27 protein-coding genes are annotated in these 25,023 nt (G+C 64.3%); 20 read left to right on the top strand and 7 right to left on the bottom strand.

Annotation, left to right across the window (positions count from 1 at the left end):
* Nucleotides 1-61: 61 nt before the first annotated feature.
* The 12 genes from DY467_RS03410 to DY467_RS03355 all read left to right on the top strand — a co-directional run bounded on the left by DY467_RS03410 (nucleotide 62) and on the right by DY467_RS03355 (nucleotide 10,068).
* On the top strand, nucleotides 62-760 hold the full coding sequence (locus DY467_RS03410) for an RNA polymerase sigma factor (protein WP_164634039.1): 699 nt from the start codon (nucleotides 62-64) through the stop codon (nucleotides 758-760).
* 142 nt (nucleotides 761-902) lie between these two features.
* The gene (locus tag DY467_RS03405) at nucleotides 903-1,727 is read left to right on the top strand and encodes a flagellin (RefSeq protein ID WP_011156207.1); all 825 of its coding nucleotides are present in this window, start codon (nucleotides 903-905) and stop codon (nucleotides 1,725-1,727) included.
* A gap of 61 nt (nucleotides 1,728-1,788) precedes the next feature.
* Nucleotides 1,789-3,504, top strand: coding sequence for a flagellar filament capping protein FliD (gene fliD, locus DY467_RS03400; RefSeq protein ID WP_164634038.1), 1,716 nt, complete (start codon nucleotides 1,789-1,791; stop codon nucleotides 3,502-3,504).
* Complete coding sequence (locus tag DY467_RS03395) at nucleotides 3,504-3,896, top strand: flagellar export chaperone FliS (RefSeq protein WP_107342836.1); 393 nt, start codon at nucleotides 3,504-3,506, stop codon at nucleotides 3,894-3,896. The genes fliD and DY467_RS03395 overlap by 1 nt, the downstream gene beginning before the upstream one ends.
* 95 nt (nucleotides 3,897-3,991) lie before the next feature.
* Nucleotides 3,992-4,288, top strand: coding sequence for a hypothetical protein (locus DY467_RS03390; RefSeq protein WP_164634084.1), 297 nt, complete (start codon nucleotides 3,992-3,994; stop codon nucleotides 4,286-4,288).
* Between the two features lie 118 nt (nucleotides 4,289-4,406).
* The gene (locus DY467_RS03385; protein ID WP_164634037.1) at nucleotides 4,407-4,556 is read left to right on the top strand and encodes a hypothetical protein; all 150 of its coding nucleotides are present in this window, start codon (nucleotides 4,407-4,409) and stop codon (nucleotides 4,554-4,556) included.
* Nucleotides 4,557-4,662: 106 nt separating this feature from the next.
* Nucleotides 4,663-5,331, top strand: a complete 669-nt coding sequence (locus DY467_RS03380) for a flagellar hook assembly protein FlgD (RefSeq protein WP_107354133.1) — start codon at nucleotides 4,663-4,665, stop codon at nucleotides 5,329-5,331.
* Between the two features lie 19 nt (nucleotides 5,332-5,350).
* The gene (flgE, locus tag DY467_RS03375; protein ID WP_164634036.1) at nucleotides 5,351-6,616 is read left to right on the top strand and encodes a flagellar hook protein FlgE; all 1,266 of its coding nucleotides are present in this window, start codon (nucleotides 5,351-5,353) and stop codon (nucleotides 6,614-6,616) included.
* A gap of 5 nt (nucleotides 6,617-6,621) precedes the next feature.
* The gene (locus DY467_RS03370; protein WP_164634035.1) at nucleotides 6,622-6,879 is read left to right on the top strand and encodes a hypothetical protein; all 258 of its coding nucleotides are present in this window, start codon (nucleotides 6,622-6,624) and stop codon (nucleotides 6,877-6,879) included.
* A gap of 24 nt (nucleotides 6,880-6,903) precedes the next feature.
* Nucleotides 6,904-7,356 (top strand): flagellar protein FlgN, encoded by a 453-nt coding sequence (locus DY467_RS03365; protein WP_164634034.1) that lies wholly within the window; start codon nucleotides 6,904-6,906, stop codon nucleotides 7,354-7,356.
* A gap of 21 nt (nucleotides 7,357-7,377) precedes the next feature.
* Nucleotides 7,378-9,141 carry a flagellar hook-associated protein FlgK gene (flgK, locus tag DY467_RS03360; protein WP_164634033.1) on the top strand — a complete coding sequence of 588 codons (1,764 nt, stop codon included), beginning with the start codon at nucleotides 7,378-7,380 and terminating at the stop codon, nucleotides 9,139-9,141.
* A 15-nt stretch (nucleotides 9,142-9,156) separates the two neighbouring features.
* Nucleotides 9,157-10,068, top strand: coding sequence for a flagellin (locus tag DY467_RS03355; protein ID WP_164634032.1), 912 nt, complete (start codon nucleotides 9,157-9,159; stop codon nucleotides 10,066-10,068).
* A 19-nt stretch (nucleotides 10,069-10,087) separates the two neighbouring features.
* Here DY467_RS03355 and DY467_RS03350 read toward each other — a convergent pair whose 3' ends face one another.
* From DY467_RS03350 to badH, 5 genes are all read right to left on the bottom strand, one after another.
* A complete protein-coding gene (locus DY467_RS03350) occupies nucleotides 10,088-10,864 on the bottom strand; it encodes an enoyl-CoA hydratase-related protein (protein WP_164634031.1) in 777 nt (258 codons plus the stop codon).
* Between the two features lie 27 nt (nucleotides 10,865-10,891).
* Nucleotides 10,892-12,535, bottom strand: coding sequence for a cyclohexanecarboxylate-CoA ligase (gene aliA / locus DY467_RS03345; RefSeq protein WP_164634030.1), 1,644 nt, complete (start codon nucleotides 12,533-12,535; stop codon nucleotides 10,892-10,894).
* Nucleotides 12,536-12,593: 58 nt separating this feature from the next.
* Nucleotides 12,594-13,745 carry a cyclohexanecarboxyl-CoA dehydrogenase gene (gene aliB / locus DY467_RS03340; RefSeq protein WP_164634029.1) on the bottom strand — a complete coding sequence of 384 codons (1,152 nt, stop codon included), beginning with the start codon at nucleotides 13,743-13,745 and terminating at the stop codon, nucleotides 12,594-12,596.
* A 64-nt stretch (nucleotides 13,746-13,809) separates the two neighbouring features.
* Nucleotides 13,810-14,592, bottom strand: a complete 783-nt coding sequence (badI, locus tag DY467_RS03335; RefSeq protein WP_107354141.1) for a 2-ketocyclohexanecarboxyl-CoA hydrolase — start codon at nucleotides 14,590-14,592, stop codon at nucleotides 13,810-13,812.
* A gap of 29 nt (nucleotides 14,593-14,621) precedes the next feature.
* Entirely contained in the window at nucleotides 14,622-15,389 is a 768-nt protein-coding gene (gene badH / locus DY467_RS03330; protein WP_164634028.1) for a 2-hydroxycyclohexanecarboxyl-CoA dehydrogenase, read from the bottom strand.
* A 122-nt stretch (nucleotides 15,390-15,511) separates the two neighbouring features.
* Between badH and DY467_RS03325 the strand changes: the two genes are divergently transcribed.
* The 8 genes from DY467_RS03325 (at nucleotide 15,512) to DY467_RS03290 (ending at nucleotide 23,964) form a co-directional block, all read left to right on the top strand.
* Nucleotides 15,512-16,036 carry a MarR family transcriptional regulator gene (locus DY467_RS03325; RefSeq protein ID WP_164634027.1) on the top strand — a complete coding sequence of 175 codons (525 nt, stop codon included), beginning with the start codon at nucleotides 15,512-15,514 and terminating at the stop codon, nucleotides 16,034-16,036.
* A gap of 73 nt (nucleotides 16,037-16,109) precedes the next feature.
* Nucleotides 16,110-17,135 carry a zinc-binding dehydrogenase gene (locus DY467_RS03320; RefSeq protein WP_164634026.1) on the top strand — a complete coding sequence of 342 codons (1,026 nt, stop codon included), beginning with the start codon at nucleotides 16,110-16,112 and terminating at the stop codon, nucleotides 17,133-17,135.
* Between the two features lie 172 nt (nucleotides 17,136-17,307).
* On the top strand, nucleotides 17,308-18,492 hold the full coding sequence (gene bcrC / locus DY467_RS03315; protein ID WP_164634025.1) for a benzoyl-CoA reductase subunit C: 1,185 nt from the start codon (nucleotides 17,308-17,310) through the stop codon (nucleotides 18,490-18,492).
* Nucleotides 18,489-19,799 (top strand): benzoyl-CoA reductase subunit B, encoded by a 1,311-nt coding sequence (gene bcrB / locus DY467_RS03310; protein WP_164634024.1) that lies wholly within the window; start codon nucleotides 18,489-18,491, stop codon nucleotides 19,797-19,799. Before bcrC ends, bcrB begins: the two co-directional genes overlap by 4 nt.
* Nucleotides 19,800-19,810: 11 nt before the next feature.
* Nucleotides 19,811-21,124: a benzoyl-CoA reductase subunit A gene (gene bcrA / locus DY467_RS03305; RefSeq protein WP_164634023.1), complete on the top strand. Its 1,314-nt coding sequence runs from the start codon at nucleotides 19,811-19,813 to the stop codon at nucleotides 21,122-21,124.
* A gap of 53 nt (nucleotides 21,125-21,177) precedes the next feature.
* On the top strand, nucleotides 21,178-22,011 hold the full coding sequence (gene bcrD, locus DY467_RS03300; protein WP_164634022.1) for a benzoyl-CoA reductase subunit D: 834 nt from the start codon (nucleotides 21,178-21,180) through the stop codon (nucleotides 22,009-22,011).
* 115 nt (nucleotides 22,012-22,126) lie between these two features.
* Nucleotides 22,127-23,701 carry a benzoate-CoA ligase family protein gene (locus DY467_RS03295; RefSeq protein WP_164634021.1) on the top strand — a complete coding sequence of 525 codons (1,575 nt, stop codon included), beginning with the start codon at nucleotides 22,127-22,129 and terminating at the stop codon, nucleotides 23,699-23,701.
* 17 nt (nucleotides 23,702-23,718) lie between these two features.
* A complete protein-coding gene (locus DY467_RS03290) occupies nucleotides 23,719-23,964 on the top strand; it encodes a YfhL family 4Fe-4S dicluster ferredoxin (protein ID WP_107342852.1) in 246 nt (81 codons plus the stop codon).
* 45 nt (nucleotides 23,965-24,009) lie between these two features.
* Here DY467_RS03290 and DY467_RS03285 read toward each other — a convergent pair whose 3' ends face one another.
* Nucleotides 24,010-24,474: an Rrf2 family transcriptional regulator gene (locus tag DY467_RS03285; protein ID WP_164634020.1), complete on the bottom strand. Its 465-nt coding sequence runs from the start codon at nucleotides 24,472-24,474 to the stop codon at nucleotides 24,010-24,012.
* A gap of 61 nt (nucleotides 24,475-24,535) precedes the next feature.
* Nucleotides 24,536-24,931, bottom strand: a complete 396-nt coding sequence (locus DY467_RS03280) for a GNAT family N-acetyltransferase (protein WP_349627605.1) — start codon at nucleotides 24,929-24,931, stop codon at nucleotides 24,536-24,538.
* Nucleotides 24,932-25,023 lie beyond the last annotated feature (92 nt).

Raw genomic sequence — 25,023 nt, 5'->3', positions numbered from 1 at the left:
TTCAACTCGATAAGCCCGCGTTGGCGGAGTTTTGCCGGGGCTGCGAGTTGGAGGATGCGAGATGAATGGCGCGCTCGATGTTTTGGCCCCCGCCGAAGTCATAGTCGCCGCGACTGCCCCGGCTGATAACGAAGCGTCGGACATGCAGCCGGTTGAGATCGTGCTCGATAGTCCGCCGGTCAGTGCCGAGATGGTGTTCGACGAGGATGCCGATCTGCTCGACCGGCTTGCGACCGACGACGAAGCGGCCTTCAGGATGCTGGTCGAGCGGCACATCGACCGCGCCTATTCGATCGCGCTCCGGATCCTCGGCAATGCGGCCGACGCCGAAGACGTGGTGCAGGACACGATGCTGAAGGTATGGACGCATCGCGGGCGCTGGCAGCACGGCCGCGCCAAGTTCTCGACCTGGCTGTATCGCGTCGTCAGTAATCGCTGCATCGACCTGCGCCGCAAGCCGCGGACCGAAAACGTCGAAGCGGTCCCCGAGGTGGCGGATACTCAGCCGGATGCGGTTCGCGTGATCGAGCGCAACGAACTCAGCAATCTACTCGAAGCCGCGATGCAGCGGCTGCCCGAGCAGCAGCGGATCGCGGTGATTCTCTCGTACCACGAGAACATGAGTAACGCCGAGATCGCCGAGGTGATGGACACCACCATCGCTGCGGTGGAGTCGCTGCTCAAGCGTGGGCGTCAGCAGTTGCGCTCGCGGCTCAGCGGCGACGAGTCCGAGCTACGGGCGGCGTTTACCGATTTTTGACCATAACTTTCGCTGCGTCCGCGCTGGTCGCCTGATCGCGGCCGGTCCCTCCGTTTGAGCACTCAGACGGGGACGATCCCGCGTCGTCAGGTGTCATCGCCGCGATGCGGCGGGTTATGCCGTTCAGCACAGGAGCCTTGATATGCCCGCGATCTCGACCAACACGGCGGCCAACTCCGCGGTCCGCTACCTCAACATCAACTCCGCCCAGGAGACCAGCTCGCTGTCGAAACTGGCGAGCGGCTCGCGCATCACCTCGGCGTCCGACGACGCTGCCGGCCTTGCGATCTCGACGCGGATCTCGTCCGACGTCACCACGCTGCAGCAGGCGGCCACCAACGCCTCGCAGGCGGTGGCGATCCTGCAGACCGCCGACGGCGGCGCGTCGAACATCAGCGACATTCTCGCCCGGATGAAGTCGCTGGCTTCGGAATCGGCCTCCGGCACCACCACCGACTCCAGCCGCGCTTACATCAATTCGGAATTCTCTCAGCTCTCGAGCCAGATCGATTCGATCGCGAGCGGCACCCGTTATTCGAGCCAGAGCCTGCTCGACGGCACCAGCGTATTCGCCTCCGGCGTCGCCGTGCTGGTCGGCACGCAGAGCAGCGACTCGATCACCATTACGCTGTCGAACCTGAAGGCTTCGACGCTGGGTGTGTCGACGCTGGACGTTAGCAGCCTGTCCGGCGCCACCACGGCGCTGAGCGCGCTCGACACCGCGATCAACACCGTATCGTCGGCTCGCGCCAGCATCGGCGCGCAGGAGTCGCGGTTCAATTTCAGCGCCGATTCGATCTCGACCCAGACGCAGAATCTGCAGTCGGCGAATTCCGCCATCAAGGACGTCGATATCGCGGCCGAGCAGGCAAAGCTGTCGTCCGCCGAGGTGAAGACCCAGGCGGCGGTGTCGGCCGAAGCCGCGGCGAACCAGATGCCACAATATTTGCTGAAGCTGCTCGGCTGATGACGTCTGATCCGGGCCGGCACCTGCCGGCCCGGCCTCCTCCTGTGATCGGACTTTGGTCATGACCTCGGTCAGCAGCACGACGTCGAGCACCGCCACGACCAGCAGCACGAGTTCGTTGACGTCGTCATCTGGCGCCTCAGTGACGACCTCGGGCAGCTCGACCACCACCAGCGTCGATTGGGATTCGCTGATCGCCTCGGCGGTGAACGCCAAGCTCGCCGCGGCCACTTCGATCTCGACCAAGATCACCGCCAACGAGGCGAAGATCTCGGCCTATCAGACGCTGCAGACCGATCTCAGCAAGCTGTCGTCGGGATTGTCCTCGCTGGCGACCGCGGTGGTCAATTCGCTAGCCACCAACGTGTTCGCCACGCGCGCCGCAACGCTGTCGTCGACCGGCGACGTCAGCGCCTCCTCGGCGCTGTCGATGAGCGTCAGTAACGGTGCCGCGACCGGCGACCATACGCTGACGATCAGCCAGATCGCCACCGCCCACAAGGTGATGGGCACGACGCAGTCCAGCCAAACCGACGATCTCGGCTATTCGGGCGTGTTTTCGCTCGGGCTTGCGGGCGGATCCACCGCAGACATCACCGTCACCAGCGCGATGTCGCTGCAGGACATCGTCGATGCGGTCAACGCGCAGACCTCGACAACGAACGTCGAGGCCTCGATCGTCCAGGTGTCCTCCGGTGCCTACGAAATGGTGCTGACCGGCACCAAGGATGCGGCCGATATCACCTATTCCAGCAGTTCCGGGACCGACATTCTAAATTCGCTCGGCTTCACCGACAGCTCCGGTGCGTTTGCGAACGTGCTGCAAACCGCTCAGGCGGCGAAGTTCTCGCTCGACGGCATCTCGATGACGCGAGACACCAACGACATTACCGACGTGCTCGCAGGCGTCACCTTCAACTTGCTGCAGGCGACGCCGACCGGCTCGGCCATCAACATCAGCATCGGCACCGACACCAGCCAGATCCAATCGGCGCTGACCACCTTCGTCACCAATTACAATACCTATCGGGACGAGGTGATCGCGCAGCAGGCGACCAACTCAGACGGCACGGCATCAGACAGCGCGGTGCTGTTCGGCGACGGGACCATGCGCGATATCACGACCCGGCTGGAAGCCGCGCTGAACACGACGGTGGGCGGGTTGTCGATGAGCGACCTCGGCCTGTCGTTCAACGATCAGAACGAGCTCGAACTCGATACGAGCACGCTGTCGACGATCCTCTCGACCAATCTCAGCGGCGTCACCAAACTGTTGTCGGCGCAGACCTCCACGTCGTCCAGCCAGCTCAGCGTCGTCAACACCGGAACGTCGCCCCAGTCGTTCACGCTGGATCTGACAGTTGATTCCAGCGGAACGCTGAGCAGCGCTTCGGTCGGTGGCGACAGTTCGCTGTTCACGATCAGCGGCAACACGATTATCGGCGCGTCCGGCAGCATCTACGCCGGCATGGCATTCACCTATACCGGCACCACCTCGCAGTCGATCACCGTCACGTCGACATCGGGCATTGCCACGCAAATGTACCAGATCGCCAAGACGGCCTCGGCCAGCACTGGCTCGCTGCAGACACTGATCACCAATCTGCAGAGCCGCGACAGCGAGCTGCAGCAGAGGGTGGACGACATCACGGCCGCGGCTGCCACGTTCAAGGCGCAGCTGCAGACCCAATACGCCAAATACCAGGCGGCGATCGCGAGCGCCGACAACACGATGACCTATCTCAAGGCCCTGCTCAACGCCAGTTCGAGTAATTGATGACACAGAATGCAATGGCGCACCGCGCCAATCAGGCTTATCGCGGCACCGCCGTAACCGTTCCTCCGCTGAAGGCCGTGGTGATGTTGCACGGCGGCGCCATGACGCTGCTGCATCAGGCGATCGAGGCGCAGGAGGCGCGCCGATTTGAGCATGGGCACGATTGCCTAGTGCGGGCGACCGCAATTCTCCGCGGCCTGAGCCATCATCTGGATTGCAGCCGTGGAGGCGCCGTCGCCGAGCGGCTGTACGAGACGTACAATGCGCTGGTGCTGGCGGCGCTGCGGTCCTATGGCAGGCCGCATGCCGCGGCCAACCTGCGGCGGATCATCGCGAGCATCGCCGAGTTGCGTGAGGCTTGGGAGTATGTTGCGGTGACGACGCGGCGTTGATGACGATGATCCCCGTAATCGTCTCCACCGAAAACGGATTTCCGGCGGCACGCAATTGCTTTAAGAGGGAGGTGGTAGCCCTCGGCGAGCACAGCATGGACGTTGCGGAACTCGAAGACCTGATCGATCGGCTGGGGGAAGATCCATCCCGCTGGCCCGATGATCGGCGTCTCGCCGCTGAGAGATTGCTGCAGGAGTCCGCCGCTGCGCGCGCTCTGCTGGCCCAGGCGCGTGCCGTCCGAGAGGCACTGTCCGCGCCGCCGGTTCGGGCCCCGGCGGGACTCGCCGACCGGATCGTTGCGGCCGCGATGCGCGAAACGGCCAAGATAACCGCCAAGACCGAGCCTGCCGACGATCGCGCTCCTTCCGAGCCCGCGACCCCCCACGGCTAAGCACGCCCTGTTGCTCCGCCTGATTCTGGCGCGCCATTCCAATGAGCTGCCTCCGAATCAGCCAGCGCGGCGATGAAGCCGGCGCTCCAATTCATCCAACGTCTTTGAACTGATCCAAATGCTGCGCCGCTTCGTCAGCGGCGCGTATCGTCATCTGCCGCCCGGCACGATGCTGATCGTGCCGGCGCAGCTCCGTCACGTCCTGCTACAGGCAAATTCTGCCGAGCAATCAAATCGTTCTGCCGCCGCGAACGCGCGCCTGATTTGACCGCCTCGCCCGTTTGATCAGCAGACCACCTCGCGATCACCACCACGACGATCACCACACGACCCGAGTCCTCCGCCGCATCCGGCGAAGACAGGATGGCTGCGCCATGACCACGATTTCCAGCGCCGTATCGACGGCCGCCACCACGACCAGCACGACGAGTTCGACCAGTTCGGCGTCTTCGTCGCTGAGCTCGAGCGATTTTCTCAGCCTGCTGGTCAGCGAACTGCAGAACCAAGATCCGCTGAACGCGACCAGCACGACCGACTTCATCAATCAGCTCACCTCCTATGCCAATTTCAGCCAGCAGCAGGAGATCAATTCCAGCATGACGTCGCTGGCGAATTCGTTCTCCAGCTTGGTCACGCTGAATTCCGTCAACTACATCGGCCACACCGTCGAGGCGAAGACCGACACGGCGACGCTGACGGGCGGCTCGGCGACCTTCGGCTACACGCTGTCGTCAGCGGCCTCCGATGTGTCGATCAGCATCAAGGACTCATCCGGCAACACCGTGTGGAGCGGCACCGGCTCCGGCAACGCCGGCTCCAACAGCTTCACCTGGGACGGCAAGAATTCGAGCGGCACCCAGCTCGCCGACGGCGGCCAGTACACCATCTCGGTCACCGCGACCGATTCAGCCGGCAACTCCGTCTACAAATATTCCACCGTCAGCGGCACCGTGACCGGCATCGACACCTCGTCGAGCACGCCGGCCCTGCTCGTCAACGGCGTGTCCGTCAGCGCCAGCAACATCATCGGCGTTTCGTCCTGAGTGCGGCCGGAGTAGTATCATGAGTCTCACTGGCGCGCTTTCCTCGGCGATATCTGCGCTCAACGCGCAAAGCCAATCGCTATCGATGATCTCCGACAACATCGCCAACTCCGACACCACCGGTTACAAAACCACCTCGGCGATGTTCAGTCAGCTGGTGACGGCGTCGAGCAGCGCGACGTCTTACGCATCCGGCGGCGTCACCGTGGCGGGGCGCGCCAACATCAGCCAGCAGGGACTGCTGGCTGCGACCAGCAACGCGACCGATGTTGCCATCCAGGGCTCCGGCTTTTTCGTCGTGTCGGACCAGACCTCGGGCGGCACAACGTCTTATACCCGAAACGGCGCGTTCTCGATCGACAACGCCGGCTATCTGGTCAATAGCGGCTACTACCTGGAAGGCTGGCGCACCGATGCCGACGGCAAGATCGTCGGCGACGCATCGTCGGCGACGCTGTCGCCGATCAACACCAACGTGGCCGCGACCAGCGGCAGCGCTACCACCAAGACCACCTTCGCGGCCAATCTGCCGGCGGATGCGGAGACGGGCGCGACTTATTCGAGCTCGATGACGGTGTACGACTCGCTCGGCACCGCCAACTCGATCCAGGTGACTTGGACCAAGACGGCGTCGAATGCCTGGACGGCGAGCTTCGCCAATCCGACGCTATCGTCGAGCACCAGCACCACCACCGGCACCACCACCGGCTCGGTGTCGCTCACGTTCAACAGCGATGGCTCGCTCGCGTCCACCAGCCCCAGTCCGCCGACGATCTCGGTGTCGGGCTGGACCAACGGTGCCGCAGACAGCACGATCTCGCTCGACCTGGGAACGGTCGGTAAGACCAACGGCCTCACCCAATATGCATCGGGTGAAGCGACGCCGACCATCAACGTCACCAGCATTTCGTCCGACGGTCTGCCTTACGGCAAATTGAGCAGCATCGCGGTCGGCGATGACGGCACGGTCAATGCGACCTATTCGAACGGACAGACCATCGCGATTTACAAAATCGCAGTCGCGACCTTCAAGGATCCCGACGGCCTCTCGGTGAACAGCTACGGTATCTACTCGGCGACTGCGGCGTCTGGCGATGCATCGGTTCAGACCTCCGGCAGCAACGGGGCCGGCAAAATCTACGGTAGCGAACTGGAATCGAGCACCACCGACACCTCGAGCCAGTTCGCCAGCATGATCTCGGCCCAGCAAGCCTATTCGGCGGCCTCGCAGGTGATCACGACGGTGAACAAGATGTTCGACACCCTGATCTCGGCGATGAGGTAACCGCCATGGTCACTGCCATCAGCGATGAGACGCATCTCGAATTGCTGCTCAGCCGGCTGGCACGGCTCAAGCTGCTGTCGCTGGCGGTGGACCGTGGCGATCGCGGCCAACTGGTCGCGCTGCTGGACGAGATCGAGAAGATCAAGCGCGAACTCGTCCGAGGCCGCGAGCGGGTCGGCAGCGAGATGGCCCGCGCGACGACGCGGACCACGGCGATCACGGCCTACGCGCGCGGGGCAGGCGCACCCGTGCGGCGTCACTGAATTCGAACAACGGGAATGATGAAGATGGCACAGATTGGCACCCCCGCGGTTTCTCCGGTGAGCGACGAGCGCGCGCTGGCGATGATCGCGCTGATCGATGACCTGATTCTGGTGATCGACGACGAGAATGTCGAACTCGCCAAGGGATTGCCCGCGTCGCGGCTGAAGCAGGTCGACGAGAAGGCGCGGCTCGCCGAGCTGTTCGAGCGCTGGGTGGCTGAATGCACTGGCGGCAATGGCGCGATCCAGGTGCAGAACCGCCAGCTGCGCGACAGGCTGCTCGACCGGATTCTTCAGCTCCGTGGCGCGATGGATGAAAACCTGATGCGACTGCGCGCGGCGATCGAAGCCAGCAATCGCCGGATCGAGGCGGTGATGCAGGCGATCCGCGAGCAACTGGCCGGCAATGCGCCGTATGGGGCCGCCGGGACGCGCACCGCCCGAGCAGTGTCGTGCGGGACCAGCCTTCGCGCCTGATCCAAGCCCAGGGAGGCTCGCGTGTCGCTCAACATCGCCCGCAGCATCGCGTTCAGCGGCCTCGCGGCGACGCAGGTCCAGATCTCAGTGACCTCGGCGAACATCTCGAATGCCGACACGACGGGCTACACCAAGAAGACCGCCGGTCAGGCCAGCAGCGTCACCGGCGGGGTCGGCACCGGCGTCACTGTCACTGGCATCACCAGTTCGGTCGACAAGCTGCTGTTGAAATCGCTGATCGCGGCGAATTCGGATCTGGGCGCGGCCGACACCACCAACAGCTACCTGACCTCGTTGCAGCAGCTCTACGGTTCCTCGACCAGCGCGACCAGTACCTCGACCGGAACCTCGCTCGCCAATACGTTGGCATCGCTGGAATCGGCGTTGTCGTCGCTCGCCAGCACGCCGACCAGCTCGGCGCTGCAGTCCAATGTGGTCGATGCGCTCGACAGCGTGACGTCGCAATTGCGCGAGACCTCCAGCGGCATCCAGAAATTGCGGTCCAATGCCGACCAGGATATCGCTTCGGCGGTCGGCTCGGTGAACGACGACGTGCAGAAGATCGCCGATCTGAATGCGGCGATCAAACAGGCGGCCGCGGCGGGCCAGTCGACGGCGGATCTCGAAGACAAGCGCAACACCGCGCTGCAGGATCTGTCGTCTCAGATGAATGTCAGCTACTACACGGCGTCGAACGGCGATTTGCAGGTCTATACGGCAACCGGTCAGGCGCTGGTCGACAGCACGGCGCATCCCTTGAGCTACACCAAGACGGCGAGCGTCAGTGCCGCAACCAGCTACAGCAGCGGCGGCTTCAGCGGCATCATGCTCAATGGCGTCGATGTCACGTCGCAGATCACGTCGGGCAAAATCGGTGCGCTGGTGACGCTGCGCGACCAGACGCTACCGGCCGCCCAATCGCAACTCGACGAACTGGCACAGCAGCTTGCGACCAGCCTCAATGCGGTGTCCAACAGCCAGACCACGCTGCCGCCGCCGGCGAGCCTGACTGGTACTGCCACAGTGAGCAGTTCTGACGCGCTGTCGGCGACGGGCTCGGTGCGTCTCGCGGTTACCGATTCCAGCGGCAAGTTGATCTCCTACAGCGATCTCGATTTGTCGTCCTATTCGAGTGTGGGTGATCTGGTGAGCGCCATTAATGGCGTGTCCGGGTTGTCGGCCACGATCGATTTCAGTGGGCACCTGAAGATCGCCACGACTGCGTCCAACACCGGCGTTTCGATCGCGGGGCTCACGAGTTCGGTCGGCAGCGCCGGTGAAAGCTTCTCCGACTATTTCGGCCTCAACGATCTCGTCATCGCCACCGGGGCCTCGGACATCGCGGTCCGCAGCGATATCCTGTCCGGCAAAACGTCGCTGTCGCTGGCGACGCTGTCGTCGTCCGCAACGCTCACCACTGGCAGCTCGGTGCTGTCGTCTGATGGAGCCAGCGCTGCCAATGCGCTGTACGATGCGCTGACCGGATCGACCAGCTTCAAAGCGGTGGGAGGGCTGGCGGCCGTCACCGGCTCGTTCGCCGACTTCGCCTCCACCATCGTTTCCAGCGTTGCAGGGAAAGCGTCGCAGGCGTCCTCGACCTACAGCGCCAAGGAGGCTGCGCAATCGACCTACGCCAATTCTCTGTCGTCGCAGTCCGGCGTCAATCTCGACGAAGAGTCGGCGCGGCTCAGCGAATTGCAGAACAAATACACCGCCGCCTCACAACTGATCCAGGCGATCAATGCGATGTTCACCGCGCTGGTCAGCGCCGTGAGCTCGACCTGACACTGGAGCCGGCGCATGACGGTGATGCGGGTCGCGACCTTCGCGCAGTCCGGACAGATGATCGCAGACGCGCTGCGGCTGCAGTCGCGGATGGCGGAGCTGCAGATCCAGGAAGCCTCGGGCGTGAAGTCCGAGAGCTTCGCCGGCTACGGCGCCGACGCCCAGCACGTCGTCAATCTGCAGGTCGGGGTCACCCGCGCGCAGTCCTACATCGATGCGGCGACGCTGGCCGGCGGCAAAGTCCAGGTGATGTACTCGGCGGCCGGCTCGATCGCCGACATCGTGACGCAGCTCCGCTCGCAGCTCAGTGCGGCGTCGACTGGAAGCGCCACCGAAGCGACCTCGGCGATCAGCTCGGCGCAGCAGATGCTGCAGCAGGTGGGATCGCTGCTGAATACGCAGTACGACGGCCAGTACGTGTTTGCCGGCAGCAAGACGTCGACGCCGCCGGTAGATCTCAGCAGCTTTGCCTCGAGCGCCGGCAGCACCACCACCGCCGACACCAGCTATTACGTCGGCGATGACGCGACCACGTCCGTCCGCGTCAGCGCCGACCAGTCGGTGGCCTACGGCGTCAACGCCGACAATTCCGCGTTCGAGCAGGTGATGCGCGTGCTGCGCTATGTGGCCAACAGTTCGTCGCTGTCCTCCAGCCAGATCGCGACGGCGCTTGATCTGGCGAGTTCCGCGCTCGATGCGACTGCCTCGGTGCAGGAAAGACTCGGAAACGCGGCGTCCGCGATTGAGAACGCCAGTGCGCGGCAGAGCGACTACAAAAGCTTTGCCTCGACGCTGGCGAGTGACCTGACCAGCGTTGACGTCGCTGCGGTCACCGCCGAACTGTCGACCTACCAGTCGCAATTGACCGCGTCGTATTCGGCGATCGGCAAGATCTTTGGCCTCAATCTTGCCAGCTATCTGAAATGACGAGGCGGCGCCGCATCGCCTAGCGGTGGGTGAAGTGTGGTGCGCGCTTCTCGAGGAAGGCCTGAATGCCCTCGCGGGCGTCGGCGCTGGCAAAACGGGCGTGCAGTTCGCGGCGTTCGAACAGGATGCCTTCGGCGAGAGTGCTTTCGAATGCGCGGTTGAGGCTTTCCTTCAGCGCCATCAGGGCTGGGGCGGAGAACGCCGCGATCGTGGTGGCCAGCGCCACGGTCTCGTCGAGCAGCCTGTCGTCATCAACCACGCGCGACACTAGGCCGTAGCGATCGGCCTCTTCGGCGTTGAGCGGCCGCGCCGACAGGCACATGTCCATGGCCTTTGCCTTGCCGACTGCGCGCGGCAGCCGTTGCGTGCCGCCGGCGCCGGGCAGCAGGCCGAGCTTAATTTCCGGCAGCGCGAACCTGGCACTGCGGCCGGCGATCACGATGTCGCAGGCAAGCGCCAATTCGCAGCCGCCGCCATAAGCGAGGCCGGCCACCGCGGCCAGCACCGGCTTTCGGACCTGGCGGATCGTCTCCCAATTGCGAGTGATGAAGTTCGAGCCATAGACGTCGCTATAGCTCCACGCGGCCATCGAGGCGATGTCGGCGCCGGCCGCGAACGCGCGGGCATTTCCGGCGATCACGATCGCGCCGATGCCGTCGTCGGCGTCGAACGCCAGAAGGGCTGCGCCAAGCGCATCCATCAGCGCGTCGTTCAGGGCGTTGAGGACTTCAGGCCGGTTCAGCGTGATGATGCCGACCCGGCCCTGGGTTTCGGTGATAATGGGATTGGACGACAAGGTCGTGCTCCGTGGTCGGTGTGCGGTTTAAAGATCGCTCTGCTGCAGCATCTCGCGCAGCCGGAATTTCTGGATCTTGCCGGACGGTGTTGCCGGCATCGCGTCGCGAACCACGAGGCGCTCGGGAATGTATTGCAGCGCCAGCTTTTGCGACTTGAGAAACTCGACCATGGCGGCGAAGTCGATGCGCGCCCCAGTCTTCGGCACCACCACGGCGCAGGCGCGTTCGCCGAGCCGTTCGTCCGGATAGGCCACGATCGCCACCTGGGCGACGGCGGGATGCTTGTAGAGCAGGGCTTCGATCTCGACGACCGGGATGTTCTCGCCGCCGCGGATGATCACGTCCTTGCTGCGGCCGCTGATCCGGATGTAGCCGTCGGCGGTCATGTAGGCGAGGTCACCGGTGTCGAACCAGCCGTCGGCATCGGTGCCGTTCCAATGTGGCCGCTTCAGATAGCCGCCGAAATTCGAGCACGACCGCACCACCAGCCGGCCGATCTGGTTCGGCGGCAGCGCCTTGCCGTCGCCGTCGATCACTTTGACCTCGACGCCGGGTAGCGGGCAGCCATCGGTGGTCGAGGCGAGCTTGTCATCGTCGTCGAGCTTGATCAGCGTCACCGCGCCGTTTTCGGTCATGCCCCAAGCCGAGACGATCTTAGCGCCGAGACCTGCCTGAGCCTGTTCGACCAGCGGTCCGGGAATTGGCGCGCCAGCGCACAGGAAAGTCTTCAGGCTCGGCACCGGCTCGCCGCTCTCCTTCACGACGCGCGTCAGATCGGTGAGGAACGGCGTCGACGCCATGGTGAAGGTGACGCGCTCGACGCGGATCAGCTCGGCGGCTTTGACCGGATCCCAGATGTCCTGCAGCACCGCGCTGGCGCGCAGCATGATCGGCATCATCAGCCCGTACATGAAGCCGGTCTGGTGTGCCATCGGCGAAGCCATCAGGATCACGTCGGACTCGCGAAGCGCGAGCCGCTGCGCGTAGGGCACGATATTGGCCATCAGCGTATTGGCGCTGTGCATCACGCCTTTCGGCTCGCCGGTGGTGCCGGAGGTGTAAATCAGTTGTGTGATGTCGTCCGGGGAGGGCCGGCTGCGGCTCAGGATCGCTGCGGCGTCCGGCTGCTTTTCCCATTCGGGCGTCGTCAGCAACGTGTCGAAATCGTCCGCGCCGCCGCCATCGACCACCACGATGGTTCGAAGCGCCGGCAGATCAGGCTGCAGGCCGCGCGCCATGGCTTCATGATCGAAGCCACGAAAGCTCTTCGGCACCACCAGCACCTTGGCTTCGCCGTGCTTCAGCATGAACGACAGTTCGCGCTCGCGGAAGATCGGCATCAGCGGGTTGAGCACCGCGCCGATCCGGGAGCAGGCGAGATATAGCACGGTGAACTGCCACCAGTTCGGCAGTTGCATCGCGACGACGTCGCCGCGGCCGACGCCGAGGCGGCTGAGCCCGACGGCGACGCGATCGGCCAGCGTCGCAAGCTCACGGTAGCTGAAGCGGCGCACCACGCCGCCGTCGAGCCGGACCGCGGTCAGTGCGATCTTGTCGGGGCAATGCGCCACGCAGGCGTCGAGATCGTCGTTGATGGTGCGGTCGTGCCACAGGCCGGCGGCGATGCTCGCGGCGCGGCGTGGCGGCAGCAGAACGGCGTCGAACTCCATTTTTCCCCCCGGAGTAGTTATTAGTTATGGATGCAGAACGTCTCGGCGGCACCTCCGCTCAGGCCGGCACTGCGGCGCGGCCGGCACGGTGGCGCGCGATGATCGTCTTCATGATCTGTGCGGTGCCGTCGCCGATCTGGAAGCCGAGCACGTCGCGCAGCCGCTGCTCCATCGGGCCGCGGTCATAGCCGCCGTGGCCGTGCATCAGCAGACATTGATGGATCACATCGTAGGCGAGTTTCGGCGCCCACCATTTGCACATTGCGGCCTCGGCACTGTGCGGGGCGCCGTGGTCCTTCAGCCACAGCGCCTGCAGGCAGAGCAGTCGCGCGGCCTCGACCTGAGTGTCGAGGTCGGCGAGCGGATGCGACACGCCCTGAAACGCCGACAGCGGTTTGCCGAATGCCTGCCGTTCCGCGACATGCGCCCAGGTCTCTTCGAGCGCGACGCGCGCGACGGCGAGCACTTGCAAGCCGATCAGTGCGCGCGAGAAGTCGAAGCCCTGCATCACCTGGACGAAACCCTTGTTCTCGTCGCCGAGCCGATGTGCGGCCGGGACGCGCACGTTCTCGAAGAACAGCGAACCGCGGCCGATCGCGCGCTGGCCGTGGCAGTCGAACCGGTTGCGGGTGATGCCGGGCAGATCCATCGGGATCAGCAGCGCAGTGACGCCGTGAGCGCCGGACTCGATCGAGCCGGTGCGGCCGAACACCACCGCGGCGTCGGCCTGATCGGCGGCGGAAATCGAGGTCTTCTCGCCATTGACGATGTAGTCGTCGCCGTCGCGCTCGATCCGCAGCCGCAAGTTCGCCGCATCCGAGCCGCCGCGCGGTTCGGTCAGCGCGATCGCGAACAGCGCGTCGCCGGCGATCAGCTTCGTCAGCCACGGCTGCACGATCTCGCGCTGGCCGTGCTGCGACAGGATCTGGCCGTTCAGCGAGGCGAGCAGATTGACGTAGGACATGCTGAGGTCGGCGCGCGCGATCTCCTCGTGGATCACACCGGCCGCGAGGCTGTCCATGCCGAGCCCTCCGCAGGCTTCCGGCAGTTCGGGCGCGATGAAGCCCATCTCGCCCATCGCCTTCATCAAGCCGCGGTCGAGCACCCGCGTCCGGTCGCGCTCCTGAAATCCCGGTGCGATCCGGTCGGCGGCGAACCGCCGGGCCTGCGAGGCCAGCGCCACCAGGTCTTCGTTCAAATATGGATTCATGCCTCGCCCTCCTTGAGAATTCGAGCGCCGGCGTTGCCGGCGCCGTTCGTCGGCGGGAGAGCGGTTATTTGATGTATTTGCGGAATTCGGGCTTACGCTTCTCCTGCAGCGCCTTGACGCCTTCGCGCGATTCTTCGGTGTCGTAATAGAGCTTAAGCGCATACATCCCCATGCCGGCGATGCCGGCTTGATGCGCGGTGTCCATGTTGAAGCTGCGCTTGGCGATCGCGAGCGCGGTCGGTGAGCGCTCGCACAGTTCCTCGCCCCACTTCTGCACTTCGGCGTCGAGCTCCTCGTGCGGCACGCAGAGATTGGCGAGGCCCATCGCTTCGGCTTCCTTGCCCGAGTAACGACGGCACATGTACCAGATCTCGCGGGCCTTCTTCTCGCCGACGACGCGGGCCAGGAACGCGGTGCCATAGCCCGGATCGACCGAGCCCATCTTCGGGCCGACCTGGCCGAAGATGGCCTTCTCCGAACAGATCGTCAGGTCGCAGATCGTCGCCAGCACATTGCCGCCGCCGATCGCATAGCCCTGGACGCGGGCGATCACCGGCTTCGGCACGTCGCGGATCGCAGTGTGCAGCTCTTCCATCGGCAGCCCGACGGTGCCGCGGCCATCGTAATTGCCGTCGTGGGTGGACTGATCGCCGCCGGTGCAGAAGGCGCGATCGCCGGCGCCGGCGAGCACGATCGCCCCGACGTCCTTGTCGTAACCGGCCTTGTACAGCGCCTTGATCAGCTCGTCGCAGGTGGTGCCGCGGAACGCATTCATCTTGTCCGGACGGTTGATGATGATCCACGCCACGCCGTTGCGGATTTCATAGATCAGGTCTTCGAACTGCATCGGAATCCTCCCGTTATTGTTGATTGGGCTCAGCCGTTCATCGTCAGGCCGCCGGAGACGCTCAGCACCTGGCCGGTGATGAAGCCGGCGTCGTCGCTGCCGAAGAACGCGATCGCGCCGGCGAGATCATCCGGTTTGCCGAGCCGGCCGAGTGGGATCGCCTTGGTGAAGGCCTCGATCAGCTTCTCTGGATTGGCAGCGCCGGAGGTCACGCCGGCGAGCAGCGCGGTGTCGGTCGGGCCCGGGCAGACGACGTTGACGGTGATGCCGTGGCGGGCGTGTTCGCGTGCCAAGGTCTTGGAGAATGCGACGAGGCCGCCTTTGCAGGCGGCGTACACCGCTTCGCCCGACGAGCCGACGCGCGCTGCGTCAGAGGCGATGTTGACGATGCGGCCGTAGCGCCGCTCGACCATGCCAGGCAGCACCGCGTGATGCATGTGCAGCGCGCCGGTGAGGTTGATGGCGATCAGTCGCTCCCATTCGCCGGGTTCGCTCTTGGTGAACGGCTTGAAGATGTCCCAACCGGCGTTGTTGACCAGAATGTCCACCGGCCCAAGTTTGTCCGTCGTCGTCGCGATCGCGGTGTCGACACTTTTGCGGTCGGCGATGTCGCAGCGGATCGCTTCGGCCGCGCCGCCCGCGGCGCGGATATCGCCGGCAATTTTCTCGGCGGCGTCGAGATTGAGGTCGAGCACCGCGACCTTGGCGCCGTCCTGCGCAAACCTGCGACACGTCGCCCCGCCGATGCCGCCGCCGCCACCCGTGATCACTGCCGTTTTGTTCTGCAGCCGCGCCATCCTCGCTCGCTCCTCTTTGATTCTGATCTCTTTTTCCCCAGGAAGCCCGCGGTCGAAGCTGGCAACTAGGACAATATGTTGCTATATTTAGTCAGCGTTGCGAAGATGCGTCAAGATGGACGATGATGGCAAATAAGCGCACTAGCGCCGATAATTCTGCAGATGCGAAGATGGAATTGGCCAACCGGCTGTTCTTCCGTCTCTATCAATGCGCCAATATGTTGCATAAGACAGGCACCCGGGCGGTCGAAGCCGAGGGGCTGACGACGCAGCAATGGGCGGTGCTCGGAGCGCTGTCGCGACCCGCTGTGGCGAACGGCATGAGCATTGGCGATCTGGCGCGCTATCTGATGGTCAGCCGGCAGAACCTCACTGGTCTGATCGGCCGGATGGAGCGCGATGGTCATGTCGCGGTGGTGCCGGACGAGCGCGATCGCCGCTCACGGCTGGTGACGATGACCAAGTCCGGGCGTCACGTCTGGGAGGTGCTCGCGCAGCCGAAGATACGTGCTTATTACGGCGAAGTGCTCGGCGACTTTTCGATCAATGATGTCACCCACGCGCTGCACTACCTGCTCAAGATTCTCGGCAACATGAAGCGCCTCGACGACGGCACTGCAGGCGAGGCGGCGACGGAACTAGAATGACTTTGGTCAAGGCGCGCGGGCGTCATCCAACGTCTATCGGGCGGAAGCGATAACAAGACGAGGGGCGGAGGCGATGAAGGCGGCATTCATGACCGGTCACGGCGGCAACGAGGTGATCGAGGTCGGCGATCGCCCGACGCCGCAGCGTCGCCCGGGTGAAGTGCTGGTGCGGATGCGCGCCGCGACCGTCAACCGCGTCGACCTCTACATGCGCGACAGCGGCGCCGGCATCACCCACAGCCTGCCGCAGATCATGGGAGTAGATGGTGCCGGCGTGATCGAGGAGGCTGATTCGGATACGCCGGAGCTGATCGGGCGACGGGTGACGCTGTATCCGGGCATTGTCTGCGGTTCTTGCGAATTCTGCCGGCGCGGCGAGCCGGTGCTATGCGCCAAGATGAGCCTGCTCGGCGAGCATCGCGACGGCACCATGGCCGAGTATGTCTGCGTGCCGGCGGGAAATGCCCTGCCGATCCCTGACCGCCTTGATTTCGCCCAGGCCGCTGCGCTCGGGGTGAACTATCTCACGGCGTGGCGGATGCTGTTCACCAAGGCGAAGCTGCAACCGGGGGAGACCGTGCTGGTGTTCGGGGTTGGTGGCGGCGTGTCGCTCGCGGCGATGCAGATTGCTGCGGCCGCCGGCGCCCGTGTGCTGGTGACCTCACGCAGCGCTGACAAGCTGGCGCGGGCCCGGGCGCTCGGCGCCGATGCGGTGATCGATGCGCCGGCCGATAAGATCCCCGCCGCGGTGATGGACGCGACCGGCGGCCGCGGCGCCGACGTGGTGATCGAGAATATCGGCGGCGCGATGTGGAGCGCGGCGCTGAAATCGCTGGTGCGCGGCGGGCGGGTCGCGACCTGCGGTGCCACGATCGGCGATCAGCCTCCGGCCGATTTGCGCCGGGTGTTCATCCGCCAGCTTCAGATCTTCGGCTCGACCCTCGGCAACCCGAGTGAGCTTTCCGAGCTGATTGCCTGGTGCGATGCCGGAAAGCTGACGCCGCCGATCGATCTGCACTATCCGCTCGGCGATATCCGCGCCGCATTCGATCATCTCGAATCCGGCAGCCAGTTCGGCAAGATCGCGATCGACATCTGAGCCCCGCGGCGGCGGGGTGCCGTCCGGCCGGTCTCGGCTTTCCCATCGCTAAATTTGATCCGCATCAAATTAATTTTCGCATTCCAATACTAGATTACATTTAAATCGTCGGGCCGGAAAATGGCCGGCAGCGCGACCCCGGCAGAGCCGCCGGGCAGGGAGGACGACCGGCATGCTCGACAGGCCGCATCACACCACGGCGGACATCATCGCCCGTTGCGAGGCGCTGTTCTCCGACCTCAGCTTCACCGCCGCCCGCGAATGGAAGGCCGCAGAGCCCGGCCGCATAGTGGTCGGCTTTCTGCCCTACTACGCTCCCCGCGAACTGGTGCACGCCGCCGGCGGATTGCCGCTCGGGATCTTCGGTGGCGGCGACCAGCTCGAAGTCATCCACGGCGACGCCTACTATCAGAGCTACATCTGCCGAATTCCGCGTTCGACCATCGAGCTCGGTGTCTCCGGCCGGCTCGATTTCGTCGACAGCATGATGTTTCCATCGATCTGCGACGTGATCCGCAATCTTTCGGGGATGTGGAAGCTGATGTTCCCGTCCAAGGGCGCGCGCTACATCGACCTGCCGCACAATTTCGACGACGATCTCGGCGGCGAGTTCTATGTCAGCGAGCTGCGCGAAACCTGCGAATGGCTGTCGAGCCTCACCGGCAAGCCAATCACCTCCGATGCGATCCGCGCCTCGATCGCGGTGTTCAACGATAACCGCCGGCTGGTCCGTGCGCTGTATCAGCTGCGCGCCGACGAGCCGTGGAACGTGCCGTCGGCGGAACTCTATCTGCTGCTCCGCGCCGGCATGGTGATCCCGGTCGAGGAGCACAACCAGATGCTCACCGATTACCTGGCGGCAGTGCGGCTGCAGCAGCGGCCGATCAAGGACAATTCGCGCGTGGTGATCTGCGGCATGTTCTGCGAGCAGCCGCCGCTGAACCTGATCAAGTCGATCGAGCTGTCCGGTTGCTACATCGTCGACGACGACTTCATTCTGGTGACGCGCTGGGAGAATTCCGACGTCGCGCTCGACGGCGATCCGCTGCGGAGCCTCGCCCACGCCTATCTGCACGACTCCAAATCGACGCCGCCGAAATACGAGCCGGACGAAGCCAAGAAGGGGCTGTATTTGGTCGACAGCGTGCGGAAGAACCGCGCCGAAGGCGTGATCTTCGCCATGACGTCGTTCTGCGATCCCGGCCTGCTCGAGCGGCCGATGCTGCAGGCGGTGCTGAAGAGCCACGGCATCCCTCAGATCGCATTCAAATACGCCGAGAACTCCGGCCAGATGCAGCCGATCCGCGAGCAGGCCGGCACCTTCGCCGATTCGATCAAATTGTGGAGCGGAGCATGACCGTCATCGTCGGACCGAAGACCAAGCCGCCGGAAGCCATCAAGGATGCGTCGATGGCGCGGCAGAAGCAGATGGTCAACGCCCACTACGATCGTCTCGCGAGCGCCAAGGAGCGCGGCGAGAAGGTGGCCGCGACCTTCGTGCCGGGCAATCTCAACGAGCTGCTGATGTGCTTCGATATGGTCAACAACCTGCCGGAGGTCAACGCGATCCAGAACGGGCTGCGGCGGCAAAGCGGCGGCTACGTGATGGAGGCGGAAAAGCTCGGCCATTCCGAAGACGTCTGCACCTACGTCAAATCCGACATCGGCATGATGGCCAAGGGCAATATCGGTCCGAACGGCAAGCCGCTGCCCGACCCGGACGTGCTGCTGCTATCCTACACCGGCTGCTTCACCTTCATGAAATGGTTCGAGCTGCTGCGCCGGCAGTACAAATGCGAGACCATCATGTTCCAGACGCCGTATCTGGCCGACGGCCGGATCACCAAGGACATGATTAGCTACATGGTCAAGCAACTCCGGCAGGACGTGATCCCGAAGCTGGAGCGGATCTCAGGCGTCAAATTCGACATCGACCGGCTGCGTGAATATTTGCGCAAATCCGCCAAGGCCGAGGACGATCACGTCTGGGTGCTGCAATCGGCCAAGCACAAGCCGTCGCCGATCGACGCCTATTTCGGCGGGATCTATTACATCGGACCGATCTTCGGCGCCTTCCGCGGCACCGACGACGCGATCGAATATTACAAATTCCTGCGCGCCGAGGTTGAGGAGCGGATCGCGCAAGGTAAGGGGCCGGTGACGCCCGATGGCGACATGGGGCAGGAGCGCTACCGCCTAGTGGTGGAAGGTCCGCCGAACTACACCAATTTCCGCCAGTTCTGGAAGATGTTCTACGACGAGGGCGCCGTGGTGGTGGCCTCCAGCTACACCAAGGTCGGCGGCACCTATGATTACGGTTTCCGCCACGATCCGGATCGGCCGCTGGAGTCGCTCGCTGAATACTGCCTCAATGTCTACACCAACCGCAACCTGCCGATGCGGGTGGACATGCTGGAGAATTACATCAACGAATACCAGGCGGACGGCCTTCTGATCAATTCGATCAAGAGCTGCAATTCGTTCTCCGCCGGCCAGCTCCTGATGATGCGCGAGGTCGAGAAGCGCACCGGCAAGCCAGCGGCGTTCATTGAGACCGATCTGGTCGATCCGCGCTATTTCTCCGCCGCCAACGTCAAGAACCGGCTGGAGAGCTATTTCCAGATGATCGAACAGAAGCGCGCGGGCTTCCGCGGCGCCGCCTGAGGAGCGCAACGATGCGGACTTTCGTCGGAATCGATCTCGGCTCCACCACTACCAAGGCGGTGCTGATGGACGAGAACAAGGAGGTGATCGGGCGCGGCATCACCAATTCTCGCTCGAACTACGCCACCGCGGCGCGCGTCGCCTCCGAAGAGGCGCGGATCGACGCGCGCTTCACGTTGTTCCGCCGCGCTCTGCATGTCGGCGAGGCCGGCCACGAGCATAGCGCCGAGTTTCTGGCGGCGCTGGAGCGCAACTTCCGACTGATTCAGTTTCTCGAACAGCTCGACGATCTGGAGGAGACGTGTCATCGCCAGCTTGAGGCGGATCGCTTCAAGTCGATTGCCGGCCCGCTGCAGGAGGCATTACACGTCATCTTCGCCCGGCTGCGGGAGGAGGCGGCCTCGCTCTATGCCCCCGGTGCCAAGCGCAAGTCGGATTTCTTCCGCGACATCGCCGGTTCGCGGTTTCATGTCCACGCCGAAGCGGTGGCCCGCGAGATGGGCATCGCCCTCGACATGGTGCTGAACGCTTACGACAAGTCGATCATCGAGGTCGAGAACCGGCCGCCGGGCGGCGACCTCAGCGACAAGTTTCGCCGTGCCGTAGCGCGGATGCTGGCTGCGGATTCGCACGCGGCTGATGGCGAAGGCGATTTCGCCGCGATGATCGAGTCGGCGCTCGGGATCGAACTGGAGGAGACCTATCTGGTCGGCACCGGCTACGGCCGGGTGACGCTGCCGTTCTCCAAGGAGCACATTCGCTCCGAGATCCTGTGCCACGGCCTCGGCGCCCACATGATGTATCCCGGCACGCGCACCGTGCTCGACATCGGCGGGCAAGACACCAAGGGCATTCAGATCGACGGTCACGGTATCGTCGAGAATTTCCAGATGAACGATCGCTGCGCTGCCGGCTGCGGCCGCTATCTCGGCTACATCGCCGACGAAATGAACATGGGGCTGCACGAACTCGGCCCGCTGGCGATGCAGTCCAATCGCCCGGCGCGGATCAATTCGACCTGCACGGTGTTCGCCGGCGCCGAACTGCGCGATCGGCTGTCGCTCGGCGAGAAGCGCGAGGACATTCTCGCAGGCCTGCACCGCGCCATTATCCTGCGGGCAATCTCGATCATCTCGCGCTCGGGCGGCGTCACCGATCAGTTCACCTTCACCGGCGGCGTCGCGAAGAATGAGGCGGCGGTGCGCGAGCTGCGCAAGCTGATCCAGGAGAACTACGGCGAGGTGACGATCAACATCAATCCGGACTCGATCTACACCGGCGCGCTCGGCGCCTCCGAATTCGCCCGCCGCGCCGTCGCGGCGTGAATGGTGGGCGCTTGGTTGATCGAACGTACAGCCGGACTTGCGAGGAGGAAACGATGACCATCACGTCGGGGATCGATGTCGGGACCGGGGCCATCAAGGTGGTGGCGTTCGCGGTCGAGGGCGACCAGGAGCGTTGCCTCGGTAAGCGGGTCGAGCGGGTGCGGCAGCGCGATCCCTTGAAGCTCGCCGGCGACATCTACGATGATCTGCTGAAAGAGACGGGTCTGGCGCGTGCCGACGTCGCCTATTGTGCCACCACCGGCGAGGGCGAGGCGCTCACCTTCCACACCGGGCACTTCTACTCGATGACGACGCATGCCCGCGGCGCGATCTATCTCAATCCGGGCAGCCGCGCGGTGCTGGACACCGGCGCGCTGCATGGACGCGCGATCCGTATGGACGAGCGTGGCAAGGTGCTGGCCTACAAGATGACCAGTCAATGCGCCTCGGGCTCCGGGCAGTTCCTGGAGAACATCGCCCGCTATCTCGGCATCGCGCAGGACGAAATCGGTTCGCTGTCGCAGCGTGCCGATAGTCCGGAGAAAGTCTCCGGCATCTGCGCCGTGCTGGCTGAGACCGACGTCATCAACATGGTGTCGCGCGGCATCTCGTCGCCGAACATTCTGCGCGGCATCCATGAATCGATGGCCGACCGGCTCGCTAAGCTGCTCAAGACCCTCGGTAGCCTCGATGGCACGGTGCAGATGACCGGCGGTCTGGCGCTCGATGCCGGGCTGGTGGAGGCGATGAAAGACGCTGTGGTCAAGGCCAAGGTCGACGTCGCGATCGAGAGCCATCCGGACGCAATTTACGCCGGGGCGATCGGCGCAGCGCTGTGGGGAGCCTTCCGTCACAAGAGGCTTGCCGACATGGCCCACGCCGCCTGATAATTGCGATCAGCCTGAAGCCGGGTGGATGCCGATATCGACATTCACAACCGGCGAGCGGAAAGCGGCGTCAAGATCGCTTCCGGACAACCATAAAGGCGATCAGGAGGAAACCATGAATGCCGCAGCGGTCACGCCGCCACCCGAGAAATTCAATTTCGCCGAACATCTGCTGCAGGCCAACCGCGTGCGGCCGGACAAGACGGCGTTCGTCGACGACGTCTCGTCGCTGAGCTTCGCGCAGCTCGAAGCCCAGGCGCGTCAGCTCGCAGCTGCCTTGCGCGCGATCGGCTTGAAACGAGAAGAGCGCGTGCTGCTGCTGATGCTCGACGGCACCGATTGGCCGGTGTCGTTTCTGGGCGCAATCTACGCTGGCATCGTTCCGGTCGCGGTCAACACGCTGCTCACCGCCGATGACTACGCCTACATGCTGGAGCATTCGCGCGCCCAGGCGGTGCTGGTCAGCGGTGCGCTGCATCCGGTGCTCAAGGCGGCGCTGACCAAGAGCGATCACGAGGTGCAGCAGGTGATCGTCGCGCGTCCCGCGGCGCCGCTGGAGCCGGGCGAGGTCGATTTCGCCGCGTTCGTCGGCGCACAGGCGCCGCTGGAGAAGCCCGCCGCCACCCAGGCGGATGATCCGGCGTTCTGGCTGTATTCGTCGGGGTCGACCGGGCGACCGAAAGGCGTGGTGCACACCCATGCCAATCCGTATTGGACCTCGGAGCTGTACGGCCGCCACACGCTGCATCTGCGCGAAGACGACGTTTGTTTCTCGGCGGCGAAGCTGTTTTTCGCCTATGGCCTCGGCAACGCGCTGACGTTTCCGATGACGGTCGGCGCGACCACGCTGCTGATGGGCGAGCGGCCGACCCCGGACGCGGTGTTCAAGCGCTGGCTCGGCGGTGTCGGCGGAGTGAAGCCGACCGTGTTCTACGGCGCGCCCACCGGTTACGCCGGCATGCTGGCCGCGCCAAACCTGCCATCGCACGGCCAAGTGGCGTTGCGGCTCGCATCCTCGGCGGGCGAAGCGCTGCCGGCGGAGATCGGGCAGCGGTTCCAGCGCCATTTCGGCATCGATATCGTGGACGGCATCGGTTCGACCGAGATGTTGCACATCTTTCTGTCGAACCTGCCGGACCGGGTGCGCTACGGCACCACCGGATGGCCGGTGCCGGGCTATCAGATCGAGCTGCGCGGCGACGGCGGCGGTCCCGTTGCCGATGGTGAGCCGGGCGATCTCTACATTCACGGCCCATCGTCGGCGACGATGTATTGGGGCAACCGTGCCAAGAGCCGGGACACCTTTCAGGGCGGGTGGACCAAGAGCGGCGACAAATACATTCGCAACGACGACGGCTCCTACACCTATGCGGGCCGCACCGACGACATGCTCAAAGTCAGTGGCATCTATGTCAGCCCGTTCGAGATCGAAGCGACGCTGGTGCAGCATCCCGGCGTGCTCGAAGCCGCCGTGGTCGGCGTCGCCGACGAGCACGGCCTGACCAAGCCGAAGGCCTATGTGGTGGCGCGGCCGGGTCAGACGCTGTCCGAGACCGAGCTGAAGACTTTCATCAAGGATCGACTGGCGCCGTACAAATATCCGCGCAGCACGGTGTTCGTCGCCGAGTTGCCGAAGACCGCGACCGGCAAGATCCAGCGCTTCAAGCTGCGCGAGGGCGTGTTGGGCTGAACGGGGAGGAGGACGACATGGCGCTGATGATCAACGAGGACTGCACGGCCTGCGACGCGTGCCGGCCGGTGTGTCCGAACCAGGCGATCTCGGCCAGCGACACGATCTACGCGGTCGATGCGCTTCGCTGCACCGAGTGTGTCGGCGCCGAGGACGAGCCGCAGTGCCAGCTCGTCTGCCCCGCCGATTCCATTGTGCCCAATCCGGATTGGCGCGAGACGCCCGAGCAGTTGCAGGACAAGTACCAGCAGCTGCATTCCTGAGATCGGCTGCGCCGCAACGGCGCTGCCGGAAAGCCCGGTCGAGGGCTACGCCCGTCCGGCGGAGGAATGCCGCGCCGCGGCGCCGTTCGGTCCGCGTTCGGTTTTGCGACGCTCGGTATCGATCACCTTGAGCAGCGAGGTGATCGATACGGACCGCAGCGTCGTCATCGCGATTTCGTCGATGTCGCGCAGAACCTTGTGCAGCGCCCGGCTCTCTTCATGCTCGTCCGAGGCGGCCTCCTGCAGGTCGAGGCCGGTGTCTTCGAACAGCGCGATGATATCGAGCAAGGTGACGCGCTTGGGATTGCCGGCGAAGCGATAGCCGCCACCAGGGCCGCGCACCGACTCGATCAGCCGCGCCCGCACCAAGGTGCGCAGGACCTTGGCCAGATGATTGAGCGAGATGTCGTATTTGTCGGCGATGTCGCCGGCCGAAACCTGACGATCCGGATTCGCCGCGAGTTCGAGCACGGCGTACAGTCCACACATCGTCGATTTCTGCAGCCGCATCGGCGTCAATCTTCGTGTTGGTCTCGACCACAAACCGCGCGAGCGTGTCGGGGTGGTGTGATCAGTCGAGATTCTTTTCCATTCCGATGAACCGGCCGACCATCAGGCCCTGACTGCGGAAGAACGCCATGACGAGCTGATTGTCGTGCTCGATCATCGTGCGAACCTTCCTCACCCCCGCCTGAGTGAAAATTAGACAAATCTCTTCAAAGAGTTGCGTGCCGATACTGTTCACCCTTATCGCAGGATCGACGGTCAACGCAAACACCCAGCCGCAGCTTTCCGCACCGAACTCGAAATCCCGCACTTCGCCACAGATGAAGCCGACCACCTCGCCCTTCAGCTCGGCGACTAGGAAGGCGCGACAGCCGGTGCGGATCTGCGAGAAACTCTCAAACAGGCTCTGCCAATACCGCGGCTTGGCTTCGCCGGTCGCAGCCTCGTCGATCGCCGCCACGCGCGCCACGTCCGTCGCAGCGGCGGGCCGGATCTGCACATCGCGGTACGGCTCCGCCGCGGTGATGCTGCTTGCGCCACTCATCGCGTTGT

The organism is Rhodopseudomonas sp. BR0G17, from assembly GCF_010907025.1.
Lineage (GTDB): Bacteria > Pseudomonadota > Alphaproteobacteria > Rhizobiales > Xanthobacteraceae > Rhodopseudomonas > Rhodopseudomonas palustris_H.
The sequence above is the reverse complement of the archived record's forward strand: the minus strand, read 5'-3'. Positions and strand labels throughout refer to the sequence as shown.

Coding starts and splice junctions, on each gene's coding strand:
- DY467_RS03410 (WP_164634039.1), top strand. CDS start 62: ATGAATGGCGCGCTCGATGTTTTGGCCCCCGCCGAAGTCATAGTCGCC.
- DY467_RS03405 (WP_011156207.1), top strand. CDS start 903: ATGCCCGCGATCTCGACCAACACGGCGGCCAACTCCGCGGTCCGCTAC.
- fliD (WP_164634038.1), top strand. CDS start 1,789: ATGACCTCGGTCAGCAGCACGACGTCGAGCACCGCCACGACCAGCAGC.
- DY467_RS03395 (WP_107342836.1), top strand. CDS start 3,504: ATGACACAGAATGCAATGGCGCACCGCGCCAATCAGGCTTATCGCGGC.
- DY467_RS03390 (WP_164634084.1), top strand. CDS start 3,992: ATGGACGTTGCGGAACTCGAAGACCTGATCGATCGGCTGGGGGAAGAT.
- DY467_RS03385 (WP_164634037.1), top strand. CDS start 4,407: ATGCTGCGCCGCTTCGTCAGCGGCGCGTATCGTCATCTGCCGCCCGGC.
- DY467_RS03380 (WP_107354133.1), top strand. CDS start 4,663: ATGACCACGATTTCCAGCGCCGTATCGACGGCCGCCACCACGACCAGC.
- flgE (WP_164634036.1), top strand. CDS start 5,351: ATGAGTCTCACTGGCGCGCTTTCCTCGGCGATATCTGCGCTCAACGCG.
- DY467_RS03370 (WP_164634035.1), top strand. CDS start 6,622: ATGGTCACTGCCATCAGCGATGAGACGCATCTCGAATTGCTGCTCAGC.
- DY467_RS03365 (WP_164634034.1), top strand. CDS start 6,904: ATGGCACAGATTGGCACCCCCGCGGTTTCTCCGGTGAGCGACGAGCGC.
- DY467_RS03355 (WP_164634032.1), top strand. CDS start 9,157: ATGACGGTGATGCGGGTCGCGACCTTCGCGCAGTCCGGACAGATGATC.
- aliA (WP_164634030.1), bottom strand. CDS start 12,535: ATGGAGTTCGACGCCGTTCTGCTGCCGCCACGCCGCGCCGCGAGCATC.
- aliB (WP_164634029.1), bottom strand. CDS start 13,745: ATGAATCCATATTTGAACGAAGACCTGGTGGCGCTGGCCTCGCAGGCC.
- badI (WP_107354141.1), bottom strand. CDS start 14,592: ATGCAGTTCGAAGACCTGATCTATGAAATCCGCAACGGCGTGGCGTGG.
- badH (WP_164634028.1), bottom strand. CDS start 15,389: ATGGCGCGGCTGCAGAACAAAACGGCAGTGATCACGGGTGGCGGCGGC.
- DY467_RS03325 (WP_164634027.1), top strand. CDS start 15,512: ATGATGGCAAATAAGCGCACTAGCGCCGATAATTCTGCAGATGCGAAG.
- DY467_RS03320 (WP_164634026.1), top strand. CDS start 16,110: ATGAAGGCGGCATTCATGACCGGTCACGGCGGCAACGAGGTGATCGAG.
- bcrC (WP_164634025.1), top strand. CDS start 17,308: ATGCTCGACAGGCCGCATCACACCACGGCGGACATCATCGCCCGTTGC.
- bcrB (WP_164634024.1), top strand. CDS start 18,489: ATGACCGTCATCGTCGGACCGAAGACCAAGCCGCCGGAAGCCATCAAG.
- bcrA (WP_164634023.1), top strand. CDS start 19,811: ATGCGGACTTTCGTCGGAATCGATCTCGGCTCCACCACTACCAAGGCG.
- bcrD (WP_164634022.1), top strand. CDS start 21,178: ATGACCATCACGTCGGGGATCGATGTCGGGACCGGGGCCATCAAGGTG.
- DY467_RS03295 (WP_164634021.1), top strand. CDS start 22,127: ATGAATGCCGCAGCGGTCACGCCGCCACCCGAGAAATTCAATTTCGCC.
- DY467_RS03290 (WP_107342852.1), top strand. CDS start 23,719: ATGGCGCTGATGATCAACGAGGACTGCACGGCCTGCGACGCGTGCCGG.
- DY467_RS03285 (WP_164634020.1), bottom strand. CDS start 24,474: ATGCGGCTGCAGAAATCGACGATGTGTGGACTGTACGCCGTGCTCGAA.